This is a genomic window from Mesorhizobium sp. CA5 (assembly GCF_020165105.1).
Classification (GTDB): domain Bacteria; phylum Pseudomonadota; class Alphaproteobacteria; order Rhizobiales; family Rhizobiaceae; genus Mesorhizobium.
On the sequence record NZ_JAIUHJ010000002.1, the window covers coordinates 154225 to 175539 of the forward strand.

The following is a 21315-nucleotide window of genomic DNA, read 5'->3' on the forward strand; positions in this document are numbered from 1 at the left end:
CGGTGCGGTCCGGGCTGAATTTACTGCATCGTGTCCAGGCCGATCAGCTCGATCTTGTAGCCGTCGGGATCCTCGACGAAGGCGATGTGAGTGGTGCCGTGCTGCATCGGTCCGGGCTTGCGCGGGATCTTGGCACCGCGCCTCTCGAGCTCGGCGCAGACGGCGTAGATATCGTTGACGCCGAGCGCCAGATGGCCAAAGCCGGTGCCGATCTCATAGGGTTCCTCGCGGCCCCAGTTCAGCGTCAGCTCAACGACGGCTTCCTTGTCCTCGGGTCCATAGCCGACAAAGGCATTGGTGAACTTGCCGCCGGGATAATCGTCGCGGCGCAGCAATGTCATGCCGAGCACCTCGGTGTAGAAGGCGATCGACTTGTCGAGGTCGAGCACCCTGATCATGGTGTGCATATAGCGAAAGCCGGGGGCGTCGCTCATTGGGAAAGTCCTCCGAATTCAGTGATTTGCCGGTCTGACCATCCACATCAAGCGGCTTCGGGAAGAAGCATGCTATCGCTTGATGTTCTCAATCAGGGTTGTATGATAACACGACAAGATTAGTGGTTGTCCAGTCGTTTCCGGAAGGTCCAGGTTCAATTCATGAATGCAGTGCCGCCCATTTCCGCATCGCTGATCGCCGCCCTAGCCGGCGTGCTGTCTGATGGCGGGCTGCTGACCGAACCGCAAGACCTGGCGCGCTACAGCCGCGACTGGTCGGGCGACCATGTCGGCCGCCCGCTGGCGGTGGCGCGGCCCAGCTCGGTGGAAGAAATGTCGGCGCTGATGCGGCACTGTCATGCCGAGCGCATCCCCGTCGTGCCGCAGGGCGGGCTGACCGGCCTTGTCGGCGCGGCGGTGGCGGCTGACGGCAATGAGGTCGTCGTCTCGCTGGAGCGCATGAACAGGATCCGCTCGATCAGTCCGATCGACTTCGCCATGGTGGTCGAAGCCGGCTGCATCCTCGAGGACGCCAAGCGCGCGGCGGAGGAGAGCGACTGCATCCTGCCGATCACCTTCGGAGCGCAAGGCAGCTGCCGCATCGGCGGCAATGTCGCCACCAATGCCGGCGGCTTCAACGTGCTGCGCTACGGCATGACGCGCGACCTGGTGCTTGGCCTCGAAGTCGTGCTGGCCGACGGCCGGATCTGGAACGGGCTGAAGGTGCTGCGCAAGGACAATCGCGGCTACGATTTGAAGCAGGTCTTCATCGGCTCGGAAGGCACGCTCGGCATCGTCACCGCGGCGGCGCTGAAACTCTTCCCCAAGCCGACGCAGATCGAAACGGCGCTTGTCGGCCTACGCTCCGTCGAGGATGCAATGGCGCTCTATGCGCGGGCGCGGCGCGGTTGTAGCGACTTGCTAACCGCCTTCGAGTTGATCCTGCGCGGCGGTATCGAGATCACCATGCGCGAGGGCAAGGATTTCCCCGATCCGCTCGGCAAGCCTTATCCCGCCTATGTGCTGATCGAGGTTTCGTCCGGTGGGCTGATCGCCCTCAAGGATATGCTTTTGAGTTTTCTCGCCGGCGTCGAGGATCTTGTCGAGGACGGCATTGTGGCATCGACCCGGGCGCAGGCCGAGCGCCTGTGGCTTTACCGCGAGATCATGGTCGAGCGGCAGGGCCGCGGCGGCCGCTATCTGCGCACCGATGTCTCGGTGCCGATCTCCAAGCTTGCCGATTTTGTCGCCGACGCGCTCACCGAACTTGGACGGGCGAGACCCGACGCGCTGCCCGTCACCTACGGCCATGTCGGCGACGGCAACATCCATCTCAACGTCGTGCCGCCGGAGGGCATGGGGGCCGAGGCGATCGAGCATCTGTTCGAGGAGGCGGAAGCGGAGATTTTCGCCGTCGTCGACCGCTATGGCGGCTCGATCAGCGCCGAGCACGGCATCGGCCGGGTCAAGCAGCGGGCCTTCCTCGACCGCATCGATCCGGTGACGCTCGATCTCGCCGCAGGCATCAAGGATGCTTTCGATCCGCGCCATATATTGAGCAACGGCCGCATTCTGGCGTCCGCATCCGCGCTCGACTATAGGTGAGCGATGACGCTGAAGCTCGACAAGGTCAATCGCGGTCCGCACCTCTCCACGCTCGTGGCGAGTTCCATCTCGCGCGAGATCGCGCAAGGACGCCTCAAACCCGGCGATCAGCTGCCGACCGAACAGGCACTGGCGACCACGTTCGGGGTCAGCCGCAACGTGGTGCGCGAGGCGATCGCAAGGCTGCGCTCCGAAGGCCGCATCTGGTCGCAGCAGGGCAGGGGCGCCTTCGTTGCCGACGCTACCAACGCGACGGTGCTGACGATCGACTATGAGACCTTGCAGCGGGCGGATTCCTTTCGCAATCTTTTCGAGCTGCGCGGCATGCTGGAAGTGCAGATCGCCGCGCTGGCCGCGACCCGCCGTTCCGATGCGGATATCGTGGCGATGGAACAGGCGCTCGACGGTATGCGCATGGCTCCCTATGGCAGCGTTGCCTGGCTGAAGAACGATCTCGGTTTCCACCGTGCGGTCGCCGATGCGACCCAGAACCCCTATATGGGCCAGTTTCTCGTCTTCGTTTCGGAGCGGGTGCGCGAAAGCATCCTGGCCGCCGGCAATCAGCAGAAGTCCGACGACATGGCGCGCACGACCCTGGGCGAGCACGAACGCATCCTGGCGGCGATCAAGGCCGGCGACGCGAAGGGCGCGAGCGCGGCAATGACGCGGCATCTGGCCGGTGCGGCCTCACGCGTTGGACTGCCAGGCGGCGACGCTGTGGCCGCGTCGCCGACACGGCATTCGAGGTTGCGAAAGGCCGTGCGCGGGCGGGCGGCGGGGTAGGGCCGCGCAGCCACCTCCCTCACTCGGCCGCAGCCTCAATCAATGAAACGCCGTTGAGCTCAGCAACAATATCCGACAGCGCCGGCACGAATTTTTCTCCGTGCCCCGTAGCGACCGCCGTGGCAAAACCGTTGCGGACCACGGCGCCGACCGGGTTGGCAATACCGGCGGCCTGGGCGAAAGAGGCGAGATAGGTCATGTCCTTCAGCGCATTGGCGATGGCGAAGCGCTGGGCGTTCTCGTTGCGGTTGAGCACGAAGTCGAAGAAGGCCTGGTAAAAGCCGCAGTCCATGCGGCTGCCGGAAATGACGCTGTTGAAGACCTGCGGCGTCAGCCCGGCCTTTGCTCCCAGCGTCAGCGCTTCGGAATAGATCGCCGAATAACCCATAGAGACGAAATTGTTGAGCAGCTTCATGGTGTGGCCGCTGCCGGTCGGGCCGGTGTGGATAATTCGCGCGGCGAAGGCTTCGAGCACTGGTCGCGCGCGGGCGACCGCTTCCGCCGCGCCGCCGACCATGACATCGAGCTTGCCTTCGGCGGCTTCCTTGGGCGTGCGCGCCAACGGCGCGTCGATCAACGTCACGCCATTGGCGGCGAGTTCGGCGGCAAGCGCTATCGTCGAGGAGGGGTTAGAGGTCGAGCAGTCGACTATCAATAGCGGCTTGCCGGAGGCTGCAAGCCCGTCCGGTCCTTTCACGACCGCCTCGACCTGCGGCGAACCGGTAACGCAGATCAAAACGATGTCGCAACCTTCAGCGAGCGCGCGTAGTGTCGCCGCCTGGCGGGCCCCGGCGCTGACAAGCTTCAGCGCCGCCTCCTGGTTGCGGTGTACCCAGACGGTCAGCGGCCAGCCCTTAGCCAGAAGGTTGGCAGCCATGCCCGAGCCCATCGCGCCCAGGCCGATAAAGCCGATTTTCTGCTTCATGTTGGTCTTCCAGTGCTGTTGGAATTTCTGTTTTGATGCATGTCGTTGTCCGGGAACCGCTGTGCACTTCCGGGGGGCATGCATTGGAAACGAAAGATTGCCGTTGCAACCAAGCGGTGCGATCCTTGGCCTGAGAATCGATTTAAGAGGCCGGTTTTCCGATGACGGATCGCCAGGGAGCAATGTTCGGCGCCATTCGCCAGTCCCCCAATCTCAGGGGCGAACTGGTGGAGAAATTTGCCGCGCAGATCGAGGCCGGCGATCTTGCGCCTGGCCAGCGGCTTCCCACCGAGCAGGAGATCGTCAACGCGACGGGCGTCAGCCGGACGGTGGTTCGCGAGGCGCTGGCATCGTTGCGCGCACGGGGGCTGATCACGACACGGCAGGGCCTCGGCGCCTTTGTGGCCCAGGAGCCCCCGCCGAAAACCTTTTCGATCGTGCCGACGGATGTCGAATCGATCGACGAGATCCTGGCGGTGCTGGAGCTGCGCATGGGCGTCGAGGCGGAGGCGGCGGCGCTGGCGGCCACGCGCCGGACCGCCAAGGACCTTGGGCTTATGGCTAAGCAGCTCGACGCAATCGACCGGGCGATCGCCGAAACGGGTCTCGCCGCGACCGAGGATGCGGCTTTCCATCGGGCGATTTCGCTCGCCTCGCACAACGCCTACTTCAGCCGGCTCTTCGACACGTTCGGCACTGCGATGATCCCGCGCCAATGGACGCAATTCGACCAGATGGAGCCCGACGAGCGCGAGCGGCATTTCGAGCGGACGCGGCGCGAGCACCGGGCGATCCATGATGCCATCGCAGCACGCGACGCCAAGGCGGCGCAGCGCGCGATGCGGCTGCATCTTTCCCGTTCCTACAAGCGCTTCGAGCAGCTCCGAGACGGAACCGCACATCTGAAGTAGATCGGGCGAGGTCGCCCGAGCGGCGCATGGCGCTTCGCGAGAGGCAGCTACGACGCGGCTTTCAAAGTGCGGCCGGCCGTGATTGGCATTATGCGCCCATGCCAGGAACATTCCGTCGTCCTCCAGCCCGCCGGTAGATCCAAAACCAGCATTTCGGTCATCACCTTTTGCATGCTTACAGGGTTGTCATACAACCATTCGATCTGATATTCCTGTGGGGATGACCCGTCAAGAGGACGCGGTTTTTCAGGAGTGGTTTCTATGCATCAAAGGCGATTTGGCCGCACCGGCTGGCAAGTGTCGGAAATCGGCTTCGGCAGTTGGGCGATCGGGGCCGATTGGGGCGACGTCGAGGAGAAGGACGCCATCGCGGCGCTTAATGCGGCGCTCGATTCAGGCGTGACGATGATCGACACGGCCGATGTCTATGGCGACGGCCGGGCGGAAAAGCTGATCGCCAAGACGCTGAAGGGGCGGGGCGGCGCGAGGCCGATGGTCGCCACCAAGGCCGGCAAGCGGCTGAACCCGCATGTCGCCTCAGGCTACAACCGCCAGAACCTGACCAGCTTCGTCGAGCGCAGCCTGCGCTATCTCGAGGTCGACGTGCTGGACCTGGTGCAGCTCCATTGTCCGATGACAGAAGTCTTCTATCAGCCCGAGACCTTCGATGCGCTGGAGAAGCTGGTTGAGGAAGGCAAGATCCGTCACTACGGCGTCAGTGTCGAGAAGGTCGAGGAAGGCATCAAGGCGCTGCAATACCCCGGCGTCGTCAGCGTCCAGATCATCTACAACATTTTCCGGCAGCGGCCCGCGGAACTGTTCTTCGACATGGCGCGCCAGAAGGACGTTGCCATCATCGTCAGGGTGCCGCTGGCCAGCGGGCTCCTGTCCGGCAAGTTCAAGAGCGATTCCAGCTTCAGCGCCAAGGACCACCGCAGCTACAACCGGAAGGGCGAGGCCTTCGACGTCGGCGAGACATTCGCCGGCGTGAATTACGAGGAAGGCCTGCAAGCGGTCGAGGAATTGCGGGCGCTGCTGCCGCCAGGCGCCACCATGGCGCAATGGGCGCTGCGCTGGATCCTGATGAACCCGGCGGTGACGGTCACCATTCCGGGCGCCAAATCGGTCAGGCAGGCGCAAGAGAACGCCGCCGCGTCCGACCTGCCGGCGTTGTCGCCGCAATTGATGGAGCGCATCGCCGACATCTATGAGCGGCGCATCAAGGCCTCCGTCCACCAGCGCTGGTGAGCGCCATGCGCAGCGGCGAACGCCTGGTTGCTGGTAAGCAACCGGTTTCTGGTAAGCAACTGGTGATCGACGGACATCAGCATTTCTGGGATCCGGTGGACGGGTCCTGTGGCTGGATGACGGAGGATTACGCCGCCATCCGCCGGGTGTTTTCGCCCGACGATCTTCGGCCAGCGCTTGCGGCGGCCGGCGTGGACAAGACCATCCTTGTCCAGACATGGCATTCGCTCGACGAGACGCGCGCATTCCTGGAGACAGCCAGCCGGACCAATTTCGTCGCTGGCGTCGTGGGATGGGTGGACCTCGCCGATCCCGAGGTGGCGGCCACACTGTCCGAGCTGAAGGCGCGGCCAGATGGCCGTTACCTGGTCGGCATCCGTCACCTCGTGCACAACGAGGCGGATCCGAACTGGCTCTTGCGCGCCGATGTCCAGCGCGGGCTGGCGGCTGTCGCCGAAGCGGGGCTCGCCTATGACCTGCTGTTGAAGGAGCCGCAGATTCCGGCTGCCCTGGAGACGGTGGCGCGGCATCGCAATTTGCGTTTCGTGGTCGACCACATCGCAAAACCGCGCATTGCGCAGCACGCGATGGAGCCATGGGCCGGATTGATGCAAGGCTTCAAGGCCCATCGGGACCACGTCTGGTGCAAGCTGTCCGGAATGGTCACGGAAGCCGACTGGCGGCACTGGAAGCAACAGGATCTGCAGCCCTATGTGGACGAGGTCCTTTCCATTTTCGGCCCGTCGCGATGCCTATTCGGCTCGGATTGGCCGGTCTGCCTGGTCGCAGCCGACTATCAGACGGTCAAACGCGCCTTCGACGATTGCCTCTCCGGGCTGACCGAAGAGGAACGTTCGCACATTTTTGGCGCTTCTGCCGTCGAGGCCTACCGCTTGTCGCTGTGACGGTGGCAAGGCTCTGAGCCCTCCCGCCTTGCGGTTGCCGGGCCACATTCATCAGCACATGATCGCGGCGCATGTCTCTGCGTTGGGCATCTTTGTCCAGCGCCTCGCACCGACTGCAATGAACTTCCTCGCCCAAGCTGAGATCAGATACGGAAGAACCAAAGGGGGCGACACGACGCCTCCCGGCCGCGCACTCCGCGCCGGAGTTGACACCACTGTTACATGGTAATAGGGTTGTATGACAAGTTGGCCATGTAACGGGAGGAACATGCATGAGACAGCTAGGACTTGGATTGACCATCGCGGCCGCGGGGCTCGCCATGGCTTTGCAGACGGCCCGCGCCGACGAGGAGCTGCCCATCGGCGTCATCGCCGCGCAATCGGGCTCGTTCGTTTCGGCCGGCAACACCATCGTCGGCGCCGCGAACCTGGCGGCGCAGCAGATCAACGACGCCGGCGGCATCAAGGTCGGCGACAAGACCTACAAGATCAAGCTCTATGTCCGCGACAACCGCACGGATGTGAACGTCACTATCGCGGCCGCGCGCGAGCTGGTCAACGACATCGGCGTCAAGGCGATCTGGGGCACCGAGACGCATGACTTCTCGGTATCCATGGCCAAGATCACCGGCCCGGCCAAGGTCCTGCAGTTTTCCGGCAACAGCTCGCTCGGCGCCGTGCTCGACGACAAGGCCGTCGCCGAGGATGGCTGGCTTCACTACACGTTCCAGAGCGAGCCGCAGGAATGGCAGCGCAGCGGCAGCACCGCCAAGGGCGTGCTCTCGCTTCTGACGCCGCAGCTGAAGTCGCCGCCGAAGCATTCGGTGGTGTTCGTCGGCAATGACGCGACCGGGCAGTATCTGTCGTCGCACTATGTCAAGGCGCTCGAGGCGGAAGGCCAGAAAGTCGACCTTGTGCAGTATCCGCCGGATACGACCGACTTTTCGCCGCTGCTTACCCGCATCAAGGGCATGAAGCCCGATATCGTGCATTTCTGGTACAATGGCGATTCAACGCTCACCGCTTTCCCGCAGGCTCTCAAGCTCGGCGTGGCGCCGTCCTATTTCCTGTTCGGCGTCGATCCGGGCATCTATCAGGAGCGCAGCCTGAAGGCTGATGTGCCGGTGACGCTGAGCTGCGTGCCGGTCTGCTGGGGTTCATCGCCATACTCCGAAGTGAAGCAGTATTTCGACAAGTATTTCGGCCTCGGCGCCGCCAAGGGCCCGCAGTCCTCGGTCTCGCTGCTCTATTACGATTACTTCTTCTGGTACGCCAAGGCGCTGGAGAAGGTCGGCAAGATCGACGATCCGGACGCGGTGGTCGCGGAGCTCCTGAAGTCGGACTACAAGGGCGTCGTGTCGCCGGTGCCGCTTGTATTCAACAAGCACCACCAGGTCACCTTCGCCACCGAGGTTTGCATGGTCGAGCCCAACACATCCGACCAGTTCAAATGCGCGGTCGAGCAGCCGCCGGCCGCTCCGCCGCCCGGCGACAACGGCGGCTGAACCGGCCCCCGACAAAATCCGACATCGGGATGGGCGGCGAGGTTCCGCCCATCCTCCCCTTGCAGGCTCGCCACCCGGATTTGATTATGGACATTTTTGTGCAGCAACTGGTGAACAGCCTCTCGGTTGCCAGCGTCACCATTCTCATCGGCATCGGCATCACGCTGATCTTCGGTCTCGCCGGCATCGTCAATTTCGCGCATGGCGAGTTCCTGATGGTCGGCGGCATGGCGACCTGGTTCATGGTCGGCATGGGCATGAACTTCTTCGTGGCCCTTGTGCTCGCCGGACTGCTGGTCGGCGCGTTCGGCTTTGCCGCCGAAAGATGCCTGTTCCGCTTCACGCTCGACCGGCCGATGAACGGCTTCATCATGTCGATCGGCCTCAGCGTGATCCTGCAGCACGCGGTCATCCGCGTGTTCAACGAATTCCAGAAAAGCATCACCGACCCGGTCGGCCTGGTCTGGACGATCGGCGGCGTCGACATCATCGCCATGCGCGCGATCGTCGTCGCGATAACGGCCGTCATCGTGGCGATCACCTATTTCGGCATCTCCCGCAGCCGCTATGGGATGGCGTTGCGGGCGAGCGTTGCGGACCGCGACACCGCCGAGCTGATGGGCATTCCGGTGCGCCGCTACGTCACCGGCGTCTTCATTTATGGCAGCCTGCTTGCCGGAATAGGCGGCGCCTTGATGATCTCGCTGTTTCCGATCACACCGTTTACCGGCAGCGTCATCATCATCCGTGGTTTCGCCGTCTCGCTGATCGGCGGCCTCGGCAATGTCGGCGGCGCGGTCGTCGGCGGCCTGGTGCTCGGCTTGGTCGACGGTCTCAGCGCCGGCTACGGCTATCCGGAATGGACCGACGCCTATTCGCTGGTCGTGATGATCCTGATCCTGGTGCTGCGGCCGCAGGGCCTGCTCGGCGGCACGCTCGGCCCCAAGGCATCGTGAGATGTCGATGCCAGTGACCGACAACAGCGCCGGCAAGACAGGCGCCGCGCCAGAAGGCGCCAGAGCACGGGATCGCCTGGCGCTTCTGACGGCGGACAACGCCGCCGTTCCCCTGCCGGCCGGCGTCCAGGCGATCACGGCCATCCTTTTGGCGGTGCTGCTCATCGCCTTGCCCTGGCTCGGCCTCGGCTACCGCTTCCTGTCGATCGCCATCACCACGCTCTATACGGCGATCGGGCTCTACGGCCTCGGCCTGCAGTTCGGCCAGGCCGGCATCATGTCGGTCGGCCATGCGGCGCTGATGGGCGTCGGCGCCTATGCCTCGGCGATCCTGTCGGTGCAGCTCGGCCTGGGTTTGTGGGCATCGCTGCCCTTCGCCATGGCGCTGTCGGCGATCGTCGGCGGCGTCATCGGCCTGCCGACGCTGAGGGTCGGCGGCCAGCATTACATCATCATCACCTTCTGCTTCTGCGCGCTGTTCGTCATCGTGCTGACCAATGGCGGCACCTTCACCGGATCGGCGACCGGCCTCGACGTCGACTCGGTGACACCCTTGCCTGGCATCAATTTCGACAAGCTCTCCAACAATTACTACCTGGTCCTGGCGGCGCTGTTCCTGGCGGTTGTGGCAACCTATCTCATCGGCAATTCGCGCTACGGGCGGACGTTGCGGGCCATCCGCGAGAACGAGCAACTGGCGCGTTCGGTCGGCATCAATGTCGACCTGCACAAGCTCGGCGTGCTGATGGTCTCGGGCCTGTTCGCGGGCCTCGCCGGGGTGCTGCAGCTCTACTATCTGCGCCACATCTCGCCGACACTGTTCGGCGCGTTTCCCAGCCTCTACCTCGCGCTGATGGTCATGCTGGGCGGCGCCCGCTATCTCTACGGGCCGCTGATCGGCGCGGTCGTCGTCAATTTCCTGCCCGAGGTGCTGAACCTCGATCCGGTCGATTCCCGCATCGCATACGGCGTCTGTCTGCTCCTGGTAATCCTGCTGCTGCCGGGCGGCGTCGGCGCCGGCATCAAGAACATCTACTGCGCGATTACCGGCGGCTTCGAGACGCAAAAGCAAAGAGGTTCGAATGGCCGCGCTTGAGGTGAGGAGCCTGCGCAAGCAGTTCGGCGGCGTCGTCGCGCTCAACGGCATCGATCTCGACATCGACACCGACCGTGTCGTCGGTATCGTTGGCCCTAACGGCTCCGGCAAGACAACTTTGTTCAACGTCGTCACCGGCGTCCATCCGGCGACCGGCGGCACGGTGTTCTGGCATGGGCAGGACATCACCAATATCGGCGCGCATCGCATCGCGCGAAAGCGGCTGGTGCGGACGTTCCAGCAGGCGATGTCGTTTCCGGGCCTGACCGTCGACGAGAACGTCCGGATCGCCTGGGAGCAGGGCAGGAAGGGAGACGGCCGCTGGGCGTCACCGGGCATGATCCTCGAGTTTGTCGGCCTGGCGCCGCTTAGCAAGGCGATTGCGGGATCGCTGCCCTTCGGCAGCCTGAGACGCCTTGGGCTGGCCGTCGCGCTCGGTGTGTCGCCCGAACTCCTGCTCCTGGACGAGCCCGGCGCCGGGCTGAACGACAGCGAAGCGCAGGCCTTCGCGGCGGTCATCGCGCAGCTGCCGCCGCAAGGCATCGGCGTGTGCCTGATCGACCATGACATGGACATGATGTCGGAGCTTTGCGACCGGCTTGTCGTGCTCGACTTCGGCACCAAGATTGCGGAAGGCCCGCCGGGCGAGGTGCTCGCCGATCCCAAGGTCCGCGAGGTCTATCTCGGTCCCGACAAGAAGGCGGCCGCGTCATGAGCCTGCTTGCCGTCGAGCATGTCGACACCGGCTACGGGCCCGTCGCCGTCAATCGCGACGTCTCGCTCGCGGTCGGCCAAAACGGGATCGTCACCATTCTGGGACCCAACGGCGCCGGCAAGACGACGCTGCTGCGTTGCATCGCCGGCGTGGTGAAGCCGCGGCGCGGCACGGTGACCTTCGAGAGCCGCGACGTCACCAAGCTTCACGCCGACGAAAAAGCAACGCTCGGCATCGTGATGGTGCCGGAAGGCCGCCGTGTGTTCGCCGACATGAGTGTGCGCGAGAACCTTTTGCTCGGCGCCTACTGCCGCAACGACCGGGATGCTATCGAAGCCGACATCGCCTTGATGGAAAGCTATTTCACCATCCTTGCCAAGAAGCGCGGCGCCAAGGCCGGGACGCTCAGCGGAGGCCAGCAGCAGATGCTGGCCATCGCGCGCGGCCTTATGGCCAGGCCACGCATCCTGTTGCTCGACGAGCCGTCGCTCGGGCTATCGCCATTGCTGGTCTCGGAGCTGCAGGGCATCATCATCGACGTGCGCGAGAAGTTCCGCGCCGCGGTGCTGCTCGTCGAGCAGAACGCCGGACTGGCACTCTCGGTGGCCGAGCAAGGCTATCTCATGAATTCCGGGCGCATCGTAGCTTCAGGCGGCATCGAAGAGTTGCAACAGTCGTCGGTCATGCAGGAGCTCTATCTCGGCAAGAGGGCACGGCAGAACCAAAGTTCCTCGCAGGCTTAATATTCGCAGTGTCTAACGGCGATAGCCCGAAGGGGGCGCGTGAAATAAAAGCAAATCACAATCCGGCAGCGACCTCTTGGATGAAGTCCAGAAACGCTCTGACCTTTGCAGGGGGTAGATGGCGCGAGGGATGGTAGGCATAGAGTGGATAAAGCTCCTCCGACCAATCCGGCAAAATCCGCACCAATTCGCCGCGTGCTATGAAGGGCGCGAGACCCACGGCAAGGCTCTGGAACACCCCTTGACCCGCCACGCAGGCGGAGACCGCGACGGAAGGATCGTCGAGCACCAGGCGGCTTGTGACCTTGACCTCAACGATCTCGCCGCCGCGATAGAATTCCCACGAAAATGGCAGTCCCGTCTGAGGATCGCGGAAGAGCAAAGCCTCGTGATGGACGAGGTCATGAGGCGAGCGCGGCTCGCCATGACGATCGAGATATACCGGCGCGGCGACCGTCAGGATCGGCGTTTCGAGGAGTTTTTGTACGATGAGCGTTGAATCGTCCGGGGGGCCGAAGCGTACCGCGACGTCTATCCCCGCCATCATCTCCTCGCGATAGTTGCTTGTGGATAGATCGAGTTGCAGCATTGGATAGCGTGCCAGGAACTGCCTAAGCGTCGGCGCGAGCACCATGCGCGCGAACCAGGGATCGACTGATACGCGCAGCCTGCCGCGCACGACCGCAGCGGCACCTGCCACCTCGGCTGCCGCCTCGTCGAGGCCGGCAAGCAATGGCATTACCTGCGCATGGAAGCGCCGCCCTTCTTCGGTGAGGCTTACCTCGCGCGGATTGCGGTCGAAGAGGCGGACGCCGACCCTCGCTTCCAGGCGCGCCACCGCCCGGCTCACGCCTGAGGGCGTTACGCCGAGCATTTCGGCCGCCCGGGCGAAATTCCCGGCCTCCGTCACCGCCGCAAGGACGCCGACGCCGGTGAGGAGCCGCGTGTCGAAAACCATTCCTTCTCCTTACCGTCCACTAACGGACGCCACCTCGAAACCGCAATGATTTTGAGTCACCGTAGCACTGATCTTAATGCGCGTGAATCACGTTATATCTCGGCATACACACGGCTCCATTGTCGGGTGAGCAGCCATCGGCCGCCCTCCTGAGAACCTTCAAAGGAGCCAGTCATGAACCAGTTGACACGCAGAACCATTCTCCAGCGCGGAGGCCTGCTCGGTGCCATTCTGGCGCTCGACACCGTAAGCCCCGCTCTGGCTGCAACGAAGCCCGTCGCATCCCTTCTGAGCGCGAGCGCAATCGACGCCGCCTTGCGCGCCGGCGTCTCCCGTGACGACGTCTCCGGCGTCGTCGCCATGGCAGCCACCCGCAATGGCCTCGTTTACGAAGGCAGCTTCGGCAGGTCGAACGTTGCGACCGGCGCGCCGATGACGGCCGACACGGTGTTCTGGCTGCTCTCCATGACCAAGGCCTTCACGGCCACCGCCTGCATGCAGTTGATCGAACAGGGCCGCATCGACCTCGATGACGACGCGGCCAAGTATCTGCCCGAACTTACCGCGCCCCAGGTCCTTGAAGGCTTCGCCGCCGACGGTGCGCCGCGCCTGCGCCCCGCCAAATGCGCCATCAAGGTGCGGCATCTGCTTACCCACACCTCCGGCTTCACCTATTCGGTCTGGAGCGAGGCGCTGAGCCGCTACGAGCAGGTCACCGGCATGCCCGACATCGCCACCTGCAAGAATGCCGCCTTCACGGCGCCGCTCGAATTCGATCCCGGCGAACGCTGGGAATACGGCATCAGCATGGATTGGGTCGGCAAGCTGGTGGAAGCCGTCTCGGACCAGTCGCTGGAAGTCTATTTCCGCGAAAACATCTTCGCGCCGCTCGGCATGCGGAACTCCGGTTTCCTGATCGGGAGCGAACAGAAGAAGCATGTCGCCACCTTCCAGAACCGGCGCGCAGATGGCGGGTTGGAGCCGGCGCCGTTTGAGATGCCGCAGCGGCCGGAATTCTTCATGGGCGGCGGCGGCGCCTTCTCGACCCCGCGCGACTACATGACGTTCCTGCAGGCCCTGTTGAACGGCGGGACGCTAAATGGCGCGCGTATCCTCCGTCCGGAGACGGTCTCGCTGATGATGCAGAACCAGATCAGCGAACTGAACGTCCACGAGATGCGCTCGGCGCATCCGTCCTATTCGCGCAGCTTCGACCAATTCCCCGGCCAGCCGCACAAATGGGGCCTCTCCTTCGACATCAACACGCAGCCTGGGCCGAACGGCCGCTCTGCGGGCAGCATCTCATGGGCCGGCCTGCTCAACTGCTATTTCTGGCTCGATCCGGTCAAGCATGTCACCGGCGCGCTCTTCACACAGATCCTGCCCTTTTACGACGAGCGGGTCGTCGCCCTCTACGGTGCCTTCGAGCGCGAGCTCTATGCCGGACTCGCCTGAGTCGGCGCGATCCCAACCAAAGGAGAACCGATATGTTTGCAATCACCGGAATCACCGGCAAAGTCGGCGGCGCCTTGGCGCGCACTTTGCTTGCCGACGGGCTTTCCGTCCGCGCCGTCTTGCGCGACGAGGCTAAGTCTGGGCCATGGATCAGACAGGGCTGTGAGGTCGCCCTTGCCGAGATGAATGATGCGGAGGGCCTCACAGCCGCCTTCCGCAGTGTCGAGGGCGTCTTCATCCTGCCGCCGTCGGAATTCGATCCCGAGCCAGGCTTTCCCGAGGCGCGGCGCGTGATCGCGGCGCTGGCGGCGGCCCTCATCGCGGCCCGTCCCGGCAAGGTGGTGTGCCTGTCGACCATCGGCGCCGACGCTGCGCACGAGAACCTGCTGACCCAGCGCACCCTGCTTGAGGAAGCGCTCGGCGAGCTCGACTTGCCGATAACCTTCCTTCGGCCCGCCTGGTTCATGGAGAATGCGCTGTGGGACGTTGCCGCCGCGCGTGATGAAAGCGTGCTGCGCAGCTGCCTGCAGCCAGCCGACAAGGCCTTCCCGATGGTCGCGACGCAGGATGTCGGGCGCACCGCAGCTGCGCTCTTGCGCGAGGACTGGACCGGAACGCGGATCGTCGAGCTGGAAGGGCCTCAGCGCGTGTCGCCAAACGACCTCGCCCATGCCTTCGCCAAGGCGCTGGACCATCCGGTGCGGGTCGAGATCGTGACGCGCGACAGTTGGGAAGCGCTCTTCCGCGGGCAAGGCACGCGCAATCCGCTGCCCCGAATTCGCATGATCGACGGCTTCAACGAGGGCTGGATCGCGTTCCGCGACGACGGCAGGTCGGCGATGAATGGTACCGTGACACTCGAAGACGTTGTCACGGACCTCGTCGGCCAGAACTGCTCCGAGGCGGCTGGCTGAGGTCGATAGCTGCGGGCACGAAACACCGGCGGTGCAGCGTCCCCCCGAAGCATCAACTCAGAAAAGCGAGTTCATGGACACCATCATCACAAGGGGCGTCGCAATCCCTCGGCTCGGCCTCGGTACTTTCCGCGTGCCGGGGGCAGACGCCCAGCCGGTCGTCGAGAGCGTCTCCTTCTCGGGCGGCCCGTCGGTGACAATCAAGTCGCACCACAATGTCGGCGGCCTGCATGGACGTCGGCCCCCGGTCGTTGAAGCCGACGAGGGCGCCAACGTCGAGCTTGGGCGAAGCAGACACCCGACTTGCGTTGTCGGGTGCAAAGCCGTAAGACCTGCACGTCGCGAAAAACGACGCCCGCATCACTGGGCTTCGCGCATACGCCGACCGTTTCGCGGTCGGCCAGCGGCTCCAACAGCACGAGCCTGACGACAGATTGGGCTCCCGATTTCGTGCTCCGTCGGCACGGATCGCAAGACATGGAGCGCGCTATGCAGTATCCCATCACGATTGTGGGCGCAGGTTTGGGTGGCCTCACCCTGGCCCGCATTCTCAATCTCAATGGCATCGCCGCCGTGATCTACGAGGCAGAGGCATCGCCCAGCGCCCGCGTGCAGGGCGGGCTGCTCGACATGCATGAAGCTACCGGCCAGCATGCTCTGAGGGTGGCCGGTCTGTTCGAGCAGTTCGAGCGGCTGGTGCGTCCCAGCGAGGACGCGAAGCGCGTCGTCGATCGAGATGGCACAGTGCTGCTCGACAAGCCCGGTAATCCCTTCAGCAAGCGCCCGGAGGTGGACCGCGGTGAGCTGCGGAAGATGCTGATCGATGCCCTGCCGCAGGGCACGATCCATTGGGAACACAAGGTCGCGTCGGTGTCGTCGAGAGGCGACGGCCGAAACGAGCTCCGATTCGTCGACGGCACTGGCACGACGACGTCGCTGCTCGTAGGCGCCGATGGCGCGTGGTCGAGGGTGCGGCCGCTCTTGTCCCAGACGAAGCCTGAATATTCCGGGACCTGCTTCATCGAGACGCATCTGTCGGCGGACGATCCGCGCAGCGTCGCAAACGCTGAGATCATCGGCACAGGCACGCTGATGGCAGTGGCGCCGGGCAAGGGCATTCTTGCCCATCGCAACGCGGACGGCAGTGTTCACGTCTATGTCGCGATCAACAAGCCGGAAAGCTGGGCATCAAGCATCGACTTCACGGAGGCACGCGCCGGTCTCGCCCGGGTCGCCGAGCAGTTCGACGGTTGGGCCGCACCGCTGGTCGCGCTGATCACAAACACCGATATCTCGCCCGTGATACGGCCGATCTACGCGCTGCCGGTCGACCATCGCTGGCGTCACGTGCCAGGCGCGACGCTGCTCGGCGATGCCGCGCACCTAATGTCTCCCTTCGCTGGTGAAGGCGCCAACTTGGCGATGTATGACGCCGCTGAGCTGGCTGTTGCGATCGCCGTCAAAAACGACAACGAAGCCGCCATCGCCGAATACGAACAGCGTCTGTTCCCTCGCAGCACCAGCGTTGCGCAAACCAGCGCGCAGAACCTCACTCGGTTCTTCGGACCCGAGGCTCCTCAGAGCGTCGCCGACCTCTTCAGCGCCTTGGGCTGAGAGATATGGCCCAAAACGTAGGCTCGAACCCCCCTCGATCGCCGCTTCGGAAGTTTGGTCGGCACAGCACCTTTCGAGACAATAGGCTGTTTCGATCTTTCCAGCGAATTTCGAGGAGTTGATGTTGGAGCGCGACCTGTCACGAGCGTCTTGATGGTCAATTGGTCTTCAATTGACCGACACGGTTCTCGGCAATCCAGCGGGCAGCCAGCACCAGCGCGCCCATGCTGAAATCCTTACCGTGCTTGGCGACCATTTCTTCCGACAGTTTGGCGAGCCGTTCGAAGAATTCATCCTTGCTCTTGTCCTCAGGGGTAAGTTCGGTCTGCATCCTTCTTCTCCTGTCGCTTGCGGCCCGCATTGGCCTATTTGAACATCTGGGCGGGAAAGGTGATGATCGCGGCGGTACCGTCGACGGTGCCTAGCGCCAGGTGCCGTCCGTCGCCGGACCAAGCAAGCGCGGTCACCGCGCTGCCCAGGGGTCTGACGAGGAGTTCGTCCCGCGTTCCGATCTGGGCGACGGTGATCCGACCGTTGGCATAGCCGGCCGCAATCAGTTTCTTCTGCGGATGGGCGGCCACGGCCTCGACCGGAACCAACCCGGCGCGGCCCGTCTCCAGAGCGCCGGAGGTTTCGCCGTCAAGTGGCGGCGCGGTCATCGACCAGCCGGCAATCCGGAATGCGCCCGACGCAAACAGCGCGTCCCCCGGCGCGCTCCAGCATACCGTCCGGACTGACGATGGAAATCCCGCCACGATTGCAGTTCGGTCATCACTTGCGCTGACCAGAGCAAGGCCTCCGGTTTCGAGCCCACAGGCCAGCCAGGCGCCGTCGCCACTCCAGCAAATTGACATCGGGTGCGCTGAAAAGGCGAAATCGCGCATCGGGGTGGGCTCGCCTTCGACCATCCAGGTCGACAACCTGTGCTCCTGACCGCAGGCAAGCCTCCTCCCGCCTGGTGAGAAGGCAAGCGCGTCCGTGGATGGTGGCGCGTCGCGTTGCAGCCTCACTGCTTCGATCCCGCCGCGCGCCAAAAAGATGTCCTGCCCGCTGCTGACGGCCACCATGCCCGTCCGAGGACTATAGTCGATTGCGACGGCAGGTCCGGCGATCTTGACCAGCGTCTCCATCACAGAGCCGTCCGCGTTCAGCCGGGCCACATCGCCGGCCGCCGTCCCGACGAGAAAATCGGACCCAAGATAGCTTGCGAGCGGAACATCGCCATCAGCCAGAACGGCGGTCGCTACCAGTGGCACTGGCGGCTTTTCCCTTGGGCGGATCGTCGTTTGGCCGAGATCGCCGCTCACCCTGATCCGCTGCTCCGGCGGTTCCTGGTCCGCGACTGCCGCTATGGCAACCGTTCCATCGATGCACGTGAAGGCGACGGTCGAGCCATCGGCGCTGAAGCGCAGATCGGCGATCGCCGATGGACGGCACCAGCTTCTCGCCAGCAGGTCGAACAAGGTGAGGTTCTGTATCGCGTGCTGGTTCATGGCCACTCCCTTCGTCAGTTCACGGTCTTCGCCAGGCGACGGTCGACATCGTCAATGTCACCTTCGGCGGCCGCGATACGTTCCTCGCACGCCGTGCATGCGTTCCTGAATGCCGCGGCACTCTCCTCGGCTTCATGCAAGTCCTGCACCAGTTGCGCGTTCGTGCCGCGTCTGCCGATCTCGAGTTCCAGGCGCAGCACATCCATCTCGACGCCGGCAAGTTTCTGGTTGAGACGCTGCGCCTCGGCGGTGAGCGCGCAGACGCTCGCGACGAGATCGAGGCGGCGGGCGAGCAGCGCGTCACGGCTTTCGGTTTGCCCCATCGGACCCTCCTGTCACTTTTCGTTTCCAGGCACCGGACCTGGCGGTTGCTCGAATGCCGCCAGCAGCCCGGGCAGTGTGCCGGCCTGTGACTGGAACTGCTTTTCGGCCGTCTCGATGTGGCTCTTGAGCTGGTCCCAGATGTCGACGCGCATCATCGCAGTCGTGTCCCCGGTGAGGCGCTCGATTTCTTCGACGCGAAACTGGCGCGACAGCGAAACGCCGGAAAATACGAAGTCGCGCAGCAGGATGGCGTGGCTCTCGATGAACAGATGGATCATCGGATGCGTTTCGGCGGTGACGCCGCGGGCCGCAAGTTCGGCCCGGATGAAGCTCTGGAAGTGGCTCTGCAGGCGCAATTGGCTCTCGCCCATGAAACGCATGACAAACACCAGATCACGGGGCATCAGCCTTACCAGATCGCCGGCAACGCCGTCGGACAGATCGGATGTTGGCGGCGGACGGCTCCGGTTGTCCCTGTCGTTCGGCATAGCCTCTCTCCTGCTGAGCCGCATGGGCCGTCACGTTGAAATAATAGAGTGACCAGAAGAATTGAATAGATGTCGTGTATTTTTCTGCATGCTGCAGGTGCTAAGTAAATATATTGCAATTGCGAATAGAAGAAAATCATTACAGCCGTAAGTTACAATTGTAAAATAACGTTACAGTTGATGGCGATCTCTGCCGTCGAAATGCGCGTGGGTTGTTTCCAGCGGCCGGATGCGCCCTTATTTCCAAACTGGCACGGTGCTTGCTTTGTCTATTTCCATAAGAAGCCCATCGCGCTCTCGTCGCGGTGCTAAAAGAACGAAGGAACGGAGGAAGCAGGTCCGCTTCGATACGCCATCGCAAGTGCGGTTGGCGTAGCGAGCCGCGCCAGACCCCTCACAAACCTTTGCCGCGATCCACTTGAACAGCCGGCCGTCGGTCGCGCCTGAATGCGCAACCCTTTGTCGTGCCGTTCGCACTCTCACTGGCGGCGCTGTTTGCCGTCTCACGCCCGGATCAAGGGATCCGCGGCTCAAACCTGGTGGAGGCTTATGACGATGTCGTCTTTGACGCTCAACAAGATTACCTCGCAACGCGGCATTTCCGTAGGCGAGGCGACGAAGAAGATTTCCGACCTCGGTTGGAACCCGACCTATGTCCAGGAAGCGATGACGTTTCCGACCGACTACAAGATCGCCAAGGCGCCGCGCGATCCGATGAAGCAGGTGCTGCGCTCTTACTTCCCCATGCAGGAGGAGAAGGACAATCGCGTCTATGGCGCGCTCGATGCCGCTCTTCGCGGCGACATGTTCCGCAATGTCGAGCCGCGCTGGGTGGAATGGATGAAGCTCTTCCTCGCCATCATTCCCTTCCCGGAAATCTCCGCCGCCCGTTCGATGGCGATGGTGGCGCGGCTGGCGCCGGGCGAAGATCTCAGGACCGGCTTCACCATGCAGATGGTCGACGAGTTCCGCCACTCCACGATCCAGATGAACCTCAAGAAGTGGTACATGGAGAACTACATCGATCCGGCGGGCTTCGACATCACCGAGGAAGCCTTCGGCAAGTGCTATGCGACGACCATCGGCCGCCAGTTCGGCGAAGGCTTCATCACCGGCGACACGATGACGGCCGCGTGCATGTACCTGACCGTCGTGGCCGAGACGGCGTTCACCAACACGCTCTTCGTCGCCATGCCCTCGGAGGCCGCCCGCAACGGCGATTACGCGCTGCCGACCGTGTTCCTTTCGGTGCAGTCCGACGAGAGCCGGCACATCGGCAACGGCCACTCGCTGCTGATGGCCGCGCTGAAGGAGCCTGAGAACCACCTGCTGCTCGAGCGCGACATGCGCTACGCCTTCTGGCAGAACCACGCCATCGTCGACGCCGCCATCGGCACCTTCATCGAATACGGCACCACCAATCGCGACAAGAACAAGGAATCCTACGCGGAGATGTGGCACCGCTGGATCTACGAAGACTACTATCGCACCTACATGCTGCCGCTCGAGAAGTACGGCATCAAGATCCACCATGACGATGTCCAGGCAGCCTGGGAGCGCATCACCAAGAAGAACTACGTCCATAAGGTCGGCCAGTTCTTCGCGGTCGGCTGGCCGGTCAACTTCTGGCGCATCGAGGCCCAGACCGACAAGGACTTCGAGTGGTTCGAGCACAAATATCCGGGCTGGTACGCCGAGTTCGGCGACTTCTGGAAATGGTATGCCAAGCTCAGCCACAAGGGCGAGAAGGTACTCTTGTTCAACAGCGATGTCGGTTACGTCTATCCGCACCGCTGCTGGTCCTGCCTCGTGCCTTGCCTGATCCGCGAGGACATCGTGGTCGACGAGATCGACGGACAGCTGCATACCTTCGCCCACGAGCTCGACCGCTGGACCGCTGTCGAAGCCTTCGCCGACGAGTATCAAGGCCGTCCGACGCCCGCGATGGGCCGCTTCAGCGGCAAACGCGAGTGGGAGACGCTCTATGACGGCTGGGATCTCGCCGATGCGATCAAGGACCTCAACTTCGTCCGTTCCGATGGCAAGACGCTGATCCCGCAGCCGCATTTGCGCTTCGGCGCCGACGAGCAGTGGACGCTCGACGACGTGCGCGGCAACGTCCTCGGATCGCCGCTCAAGGCGCTTCGCGGCATGTCGCCGGCCGATCGTGAGAAGCATCTGGCCGAGTATCGGGCCGGCTTCACGATCACGCCCTTCAACTGACCATACGAGCGCGGGGGCCG

Annotated in this window: 21 protein-coding genes; 14 read left to right on the forward strand and 7 right to left on the reverse strand. The window is 63.5% G+C overall.

Annotation, left to right across the window (positions count from 1 at the left end):
- Positions 1-20: 20 nt before the first annotated feature.
- A complete protein-coding gene (gene gloA, locus LB529_RS03685; RefSeq protein ID WP_095768594.1) occupies positions 21-434 on the reverse strand; it encodes a lactoylglutathione lyase in 414 nt (137 codons plus the stop codon).
- Positions 435-596: 162 nt separating this feature from the next.
- On the opposite strand from gloA, the gene LB529_RS03690 reads away from it, so the two are divergent.
- Together LB529_RS03690 and LB529_RS03695 are read left to right on the forward strand one after the other, a co-directional pair.
- Complete coding sequence (locus LB529_RS03690; protein WP_224710220.1) at positions 597-2039, forward strand: FAD-binding oxidoreductase; 1443 nt, start codon at positions 597-599, stop codon at positions 2037-2039.
- Positions 2040-2042: 3 nt separating this feature from the next.
- Positions 2043-2822 (forward strand): FadR/GntR family transcriptional regulator, encoded by a 780-nt coding sequence (locus LB529_RS03695; protein WP_224710221.1) that lies wholly within the window; start codon positions 2043-2045, stop codon positions 2820-2822.
- Between the two features lie 19 nt (positions 2823-2841).
- Here the strand turns inward: LB529_RS03695 and LB529_RS03700 are convergent, their stop codons facing one another.
- Positions 2842-3831, reverse strand: a complete 990-nt coding sequence (locus LB529_RS03700; RefSeq protein ID WP_224710222.1) for an NAD(P)-dependent oxidoreductase — start codon at positions 3829-3831, stop codon at positions 2842-2844.
- 77 nt (positions 3832-3908) lie between these two features.
- Between LB529_RS03700 and LB529_RS03705 the strand changes: the two genes are divergently transcribed.
- From LB529_RS03705 to LB529_RS03740, 8 genes are all read left to right on the forward strand, one after another.
- A complete protein-coding gene (locus LB529_RS03705; protein ID WP_095768598.1) occupies positions 3909-4658 on the forward strand; it encodes a FadR/GntR family transcriptional regulator in 750 nt (249 codons plus the stop codon).
- A 261-nt stretch (positions 4659-4919) separates the two neighbouring features.
- Complete coding sequence (locus LB529_RS03710) at positions 4920-5906, forward strand: aldo/keto reductase (protein WP_224600581.1); 987 nt, start codon at positions 4920-4922, stop codon at positions 5904-5906.
- Between the two features lie 5 nt (positions 5907-5911).
- Positions 5912-6811 (forward strand): amidohydrolase family protein, encoded by a 900-nt coding sequence (locus LB529_RS03715; RefSeq protein WP_224600582.1) that lies wholly within the window; start codon positions 5912-5914, stop codon positions 6809-6811.
- 272 nt (positions 6812-7083) lie between these two features.
- Positions 7084-8316 (forward strand): ABC transporter substrate-binding protein, encoded by a 1233-nt coding sequence (locus LB529_RS03720; protein ID WP_224710223.1) that lies wholly within the window; start codon positions 7084-7086, stop codon positions 8314-8316.
- Positions 8317-8402: 86 nt separating this feature from the next.
- Positions 8403-9272 (forward strand): branched-chain amino acid ABC transporter permease, encoded by an 870-nt coding sequence (locus LB529_RS03725; RefSeq protein WP_224710224.1) that lies wholly within the window; start codon positions 8403-8405, stop codon positions 9270-9272.
- Positions 9273-9279: 7 nt separating this feature from the next.
- Positions 9280-10368 (forward strand): branched-chain amino acid ABC transporter permease, encoded by a 1089-nt coding sequence (locus LB529_RS03730; protein WP_224710225.1) that lies wholly within the window; start codon positions 9280-9282, stop codon positions 10366-10368.
- Positions 10355-11083: an ABC transporter ATP-binding protein gene (locus LB529_RS03735; RefSeq protein ID WP_224710226.1), complete on the forward strand. Its 729-nt coding sequence runs from the start codon at positions 10355-10357 to the stop codon at positions 11081-11083. Before LB529_RS03730 ends, LB529_RS03735 begins: the two co-directional genes overlap by 14 nt.
- On the forward strand, positions 11080-11826 hold the full coding sequence (locus tag LB529_RS03740) for an ABC transporter ATP-binding protein (RefSeq protein ID WP_224710227.1): 747 nt from the start codon (positions 11080-11082) through the stop codon (positions 11824-11826). Before LB529_RS03735 ends, LB529_RS03740 begins: the two co-directional genes overlap by 4 nt.
- A 55-nt stretch (positions 11827-11881) precedes the next feature.
- Here LB529_RS03740 and LB529_RS03745 read toward each other — a convergent pair whose 3' ends face one another.
- A complete protein-coding gene (locus LB529_RS03745) occupies positions 11882-12784 on the reverse strand; it encodes a LysR family transcriptional regulator (protein WP_224710228.1) in 903 nt (300 codons plus the stop codon).
- 174 nt (positions 12785-12958) lie between these two features.
- Between LB529_RS03745 and LB529_RS03750 the strand changes: the two genes are divergently transcribed.
- From LB529_RS03750 to LB529_RS03760, 3 genes are all read left to right on the forward strand, one after another.
- The gene (locus LB529_RS03750) at positions 12959-14239 is read left to right on the forward strand and encodes a serine hydrolase domain-containing protein (protein WP_224710229.1); all 1281 of its coding nucleotides are present in this window, start codon (positions 12959-12961) and stop codon (positions 14237-14239) included.
- A gap of 32 nt (positions 14240-14271) precedes the next feature.
- The gene (locus LB529_RS03755; RefSeq protein ID WP_224710230.1) at positions 14272-15153 is read left to right on the forward strand and encodes an NmrA family NAD(P)-binding protein; all 882 of its coding nucleotides are present in this window, start codon (positions 14272-14274) and stop codon (positions 15151-15153) included.
- 489 nt (positions 15154-15642) lie between these two features.
- Positions 15643-16767, forward strand: a complete 1125-nt coding sequence (locus tag LB529_RS03760; protein ID WP_224710231.1) for an FAD-dependent oxidoreductase — start codon at positions 15643-15645, stop codon at positions 16765-16767.
- Between the two features lie 157 nt (positions 16768-16924).
- Here the strand turns inward: LB529_RS03760 and LB529_RS03765 are convergent, their stop codons facing one another.
- From LB529_RS03765 to LB529_RS03780, 4 genes are read right to left on the reverse strand one after another with little or no spacing between them, the layout of a single operon-like run.
- Positions 16925-17098 (reverse strand): hypothetical protein, encoded by a 174-nt coding sequence (locus LB529_RS03765; RefSeq protein ID WP_181174704.1) that lies wholly within the window; start codon positions 17096-17098, stop codon positions 16925-16927.
- A gap of 34 nt (positions 17099-17132) precedes the next feature.
- The gene (locus LB529_RS03770) at positions 17133-18260 is read right to left on the reverse strand and encodes a WD40 repeat domain-containing protein (protein WP_224710232.1); all 1128 of its coding nucleotides are present in this window, start codon (positions 18258-18260) and stop codon (positions 17133-17135) included.
- A gap of 14 nt (positions 18261-18274) precedes the next feature.
- Complete coding sequence (locus LB529_RS03775; protein WP_140839161.1) at positions 18275-18583, reverse strand: hypothetical protein; 309 nt, start codon at positions 18581-18583, stop codon at positions 18275-18277.
- 12 nt (positions 18584-18595) lie between these two features.
- Complete coding sequence (locus LB529_RS03780) at positions 18596-19072, reverse strand: hypothetical protein (RefSeq protein WP_224710233.1); 477 nt, start codon at positions 19070-19072, stop codon at positions 18596-18598.
- A gap of 549 nt (positions 19073-19621) precedes the next feature.
- On the opposite strand from LB529_RS03780, the gene LB529_RS03785 reads away from it, so the two are divergent.
- The gene (locus LB529_RS03785; protein ID WP_224710234.1) at positions 19622-21295 is read left to right on the forward strand and encodes an aromatic/alkene/methane monooxygenase hydroxylase/oxygenase subunit alpha; all 1674 of its coding nucleotides are present in this window, start codon (positions 19622-19624) and stop codon (positions 21293-21295) included.
- Positions 21296-21315 lie beyond the last annotated feature (20 nt).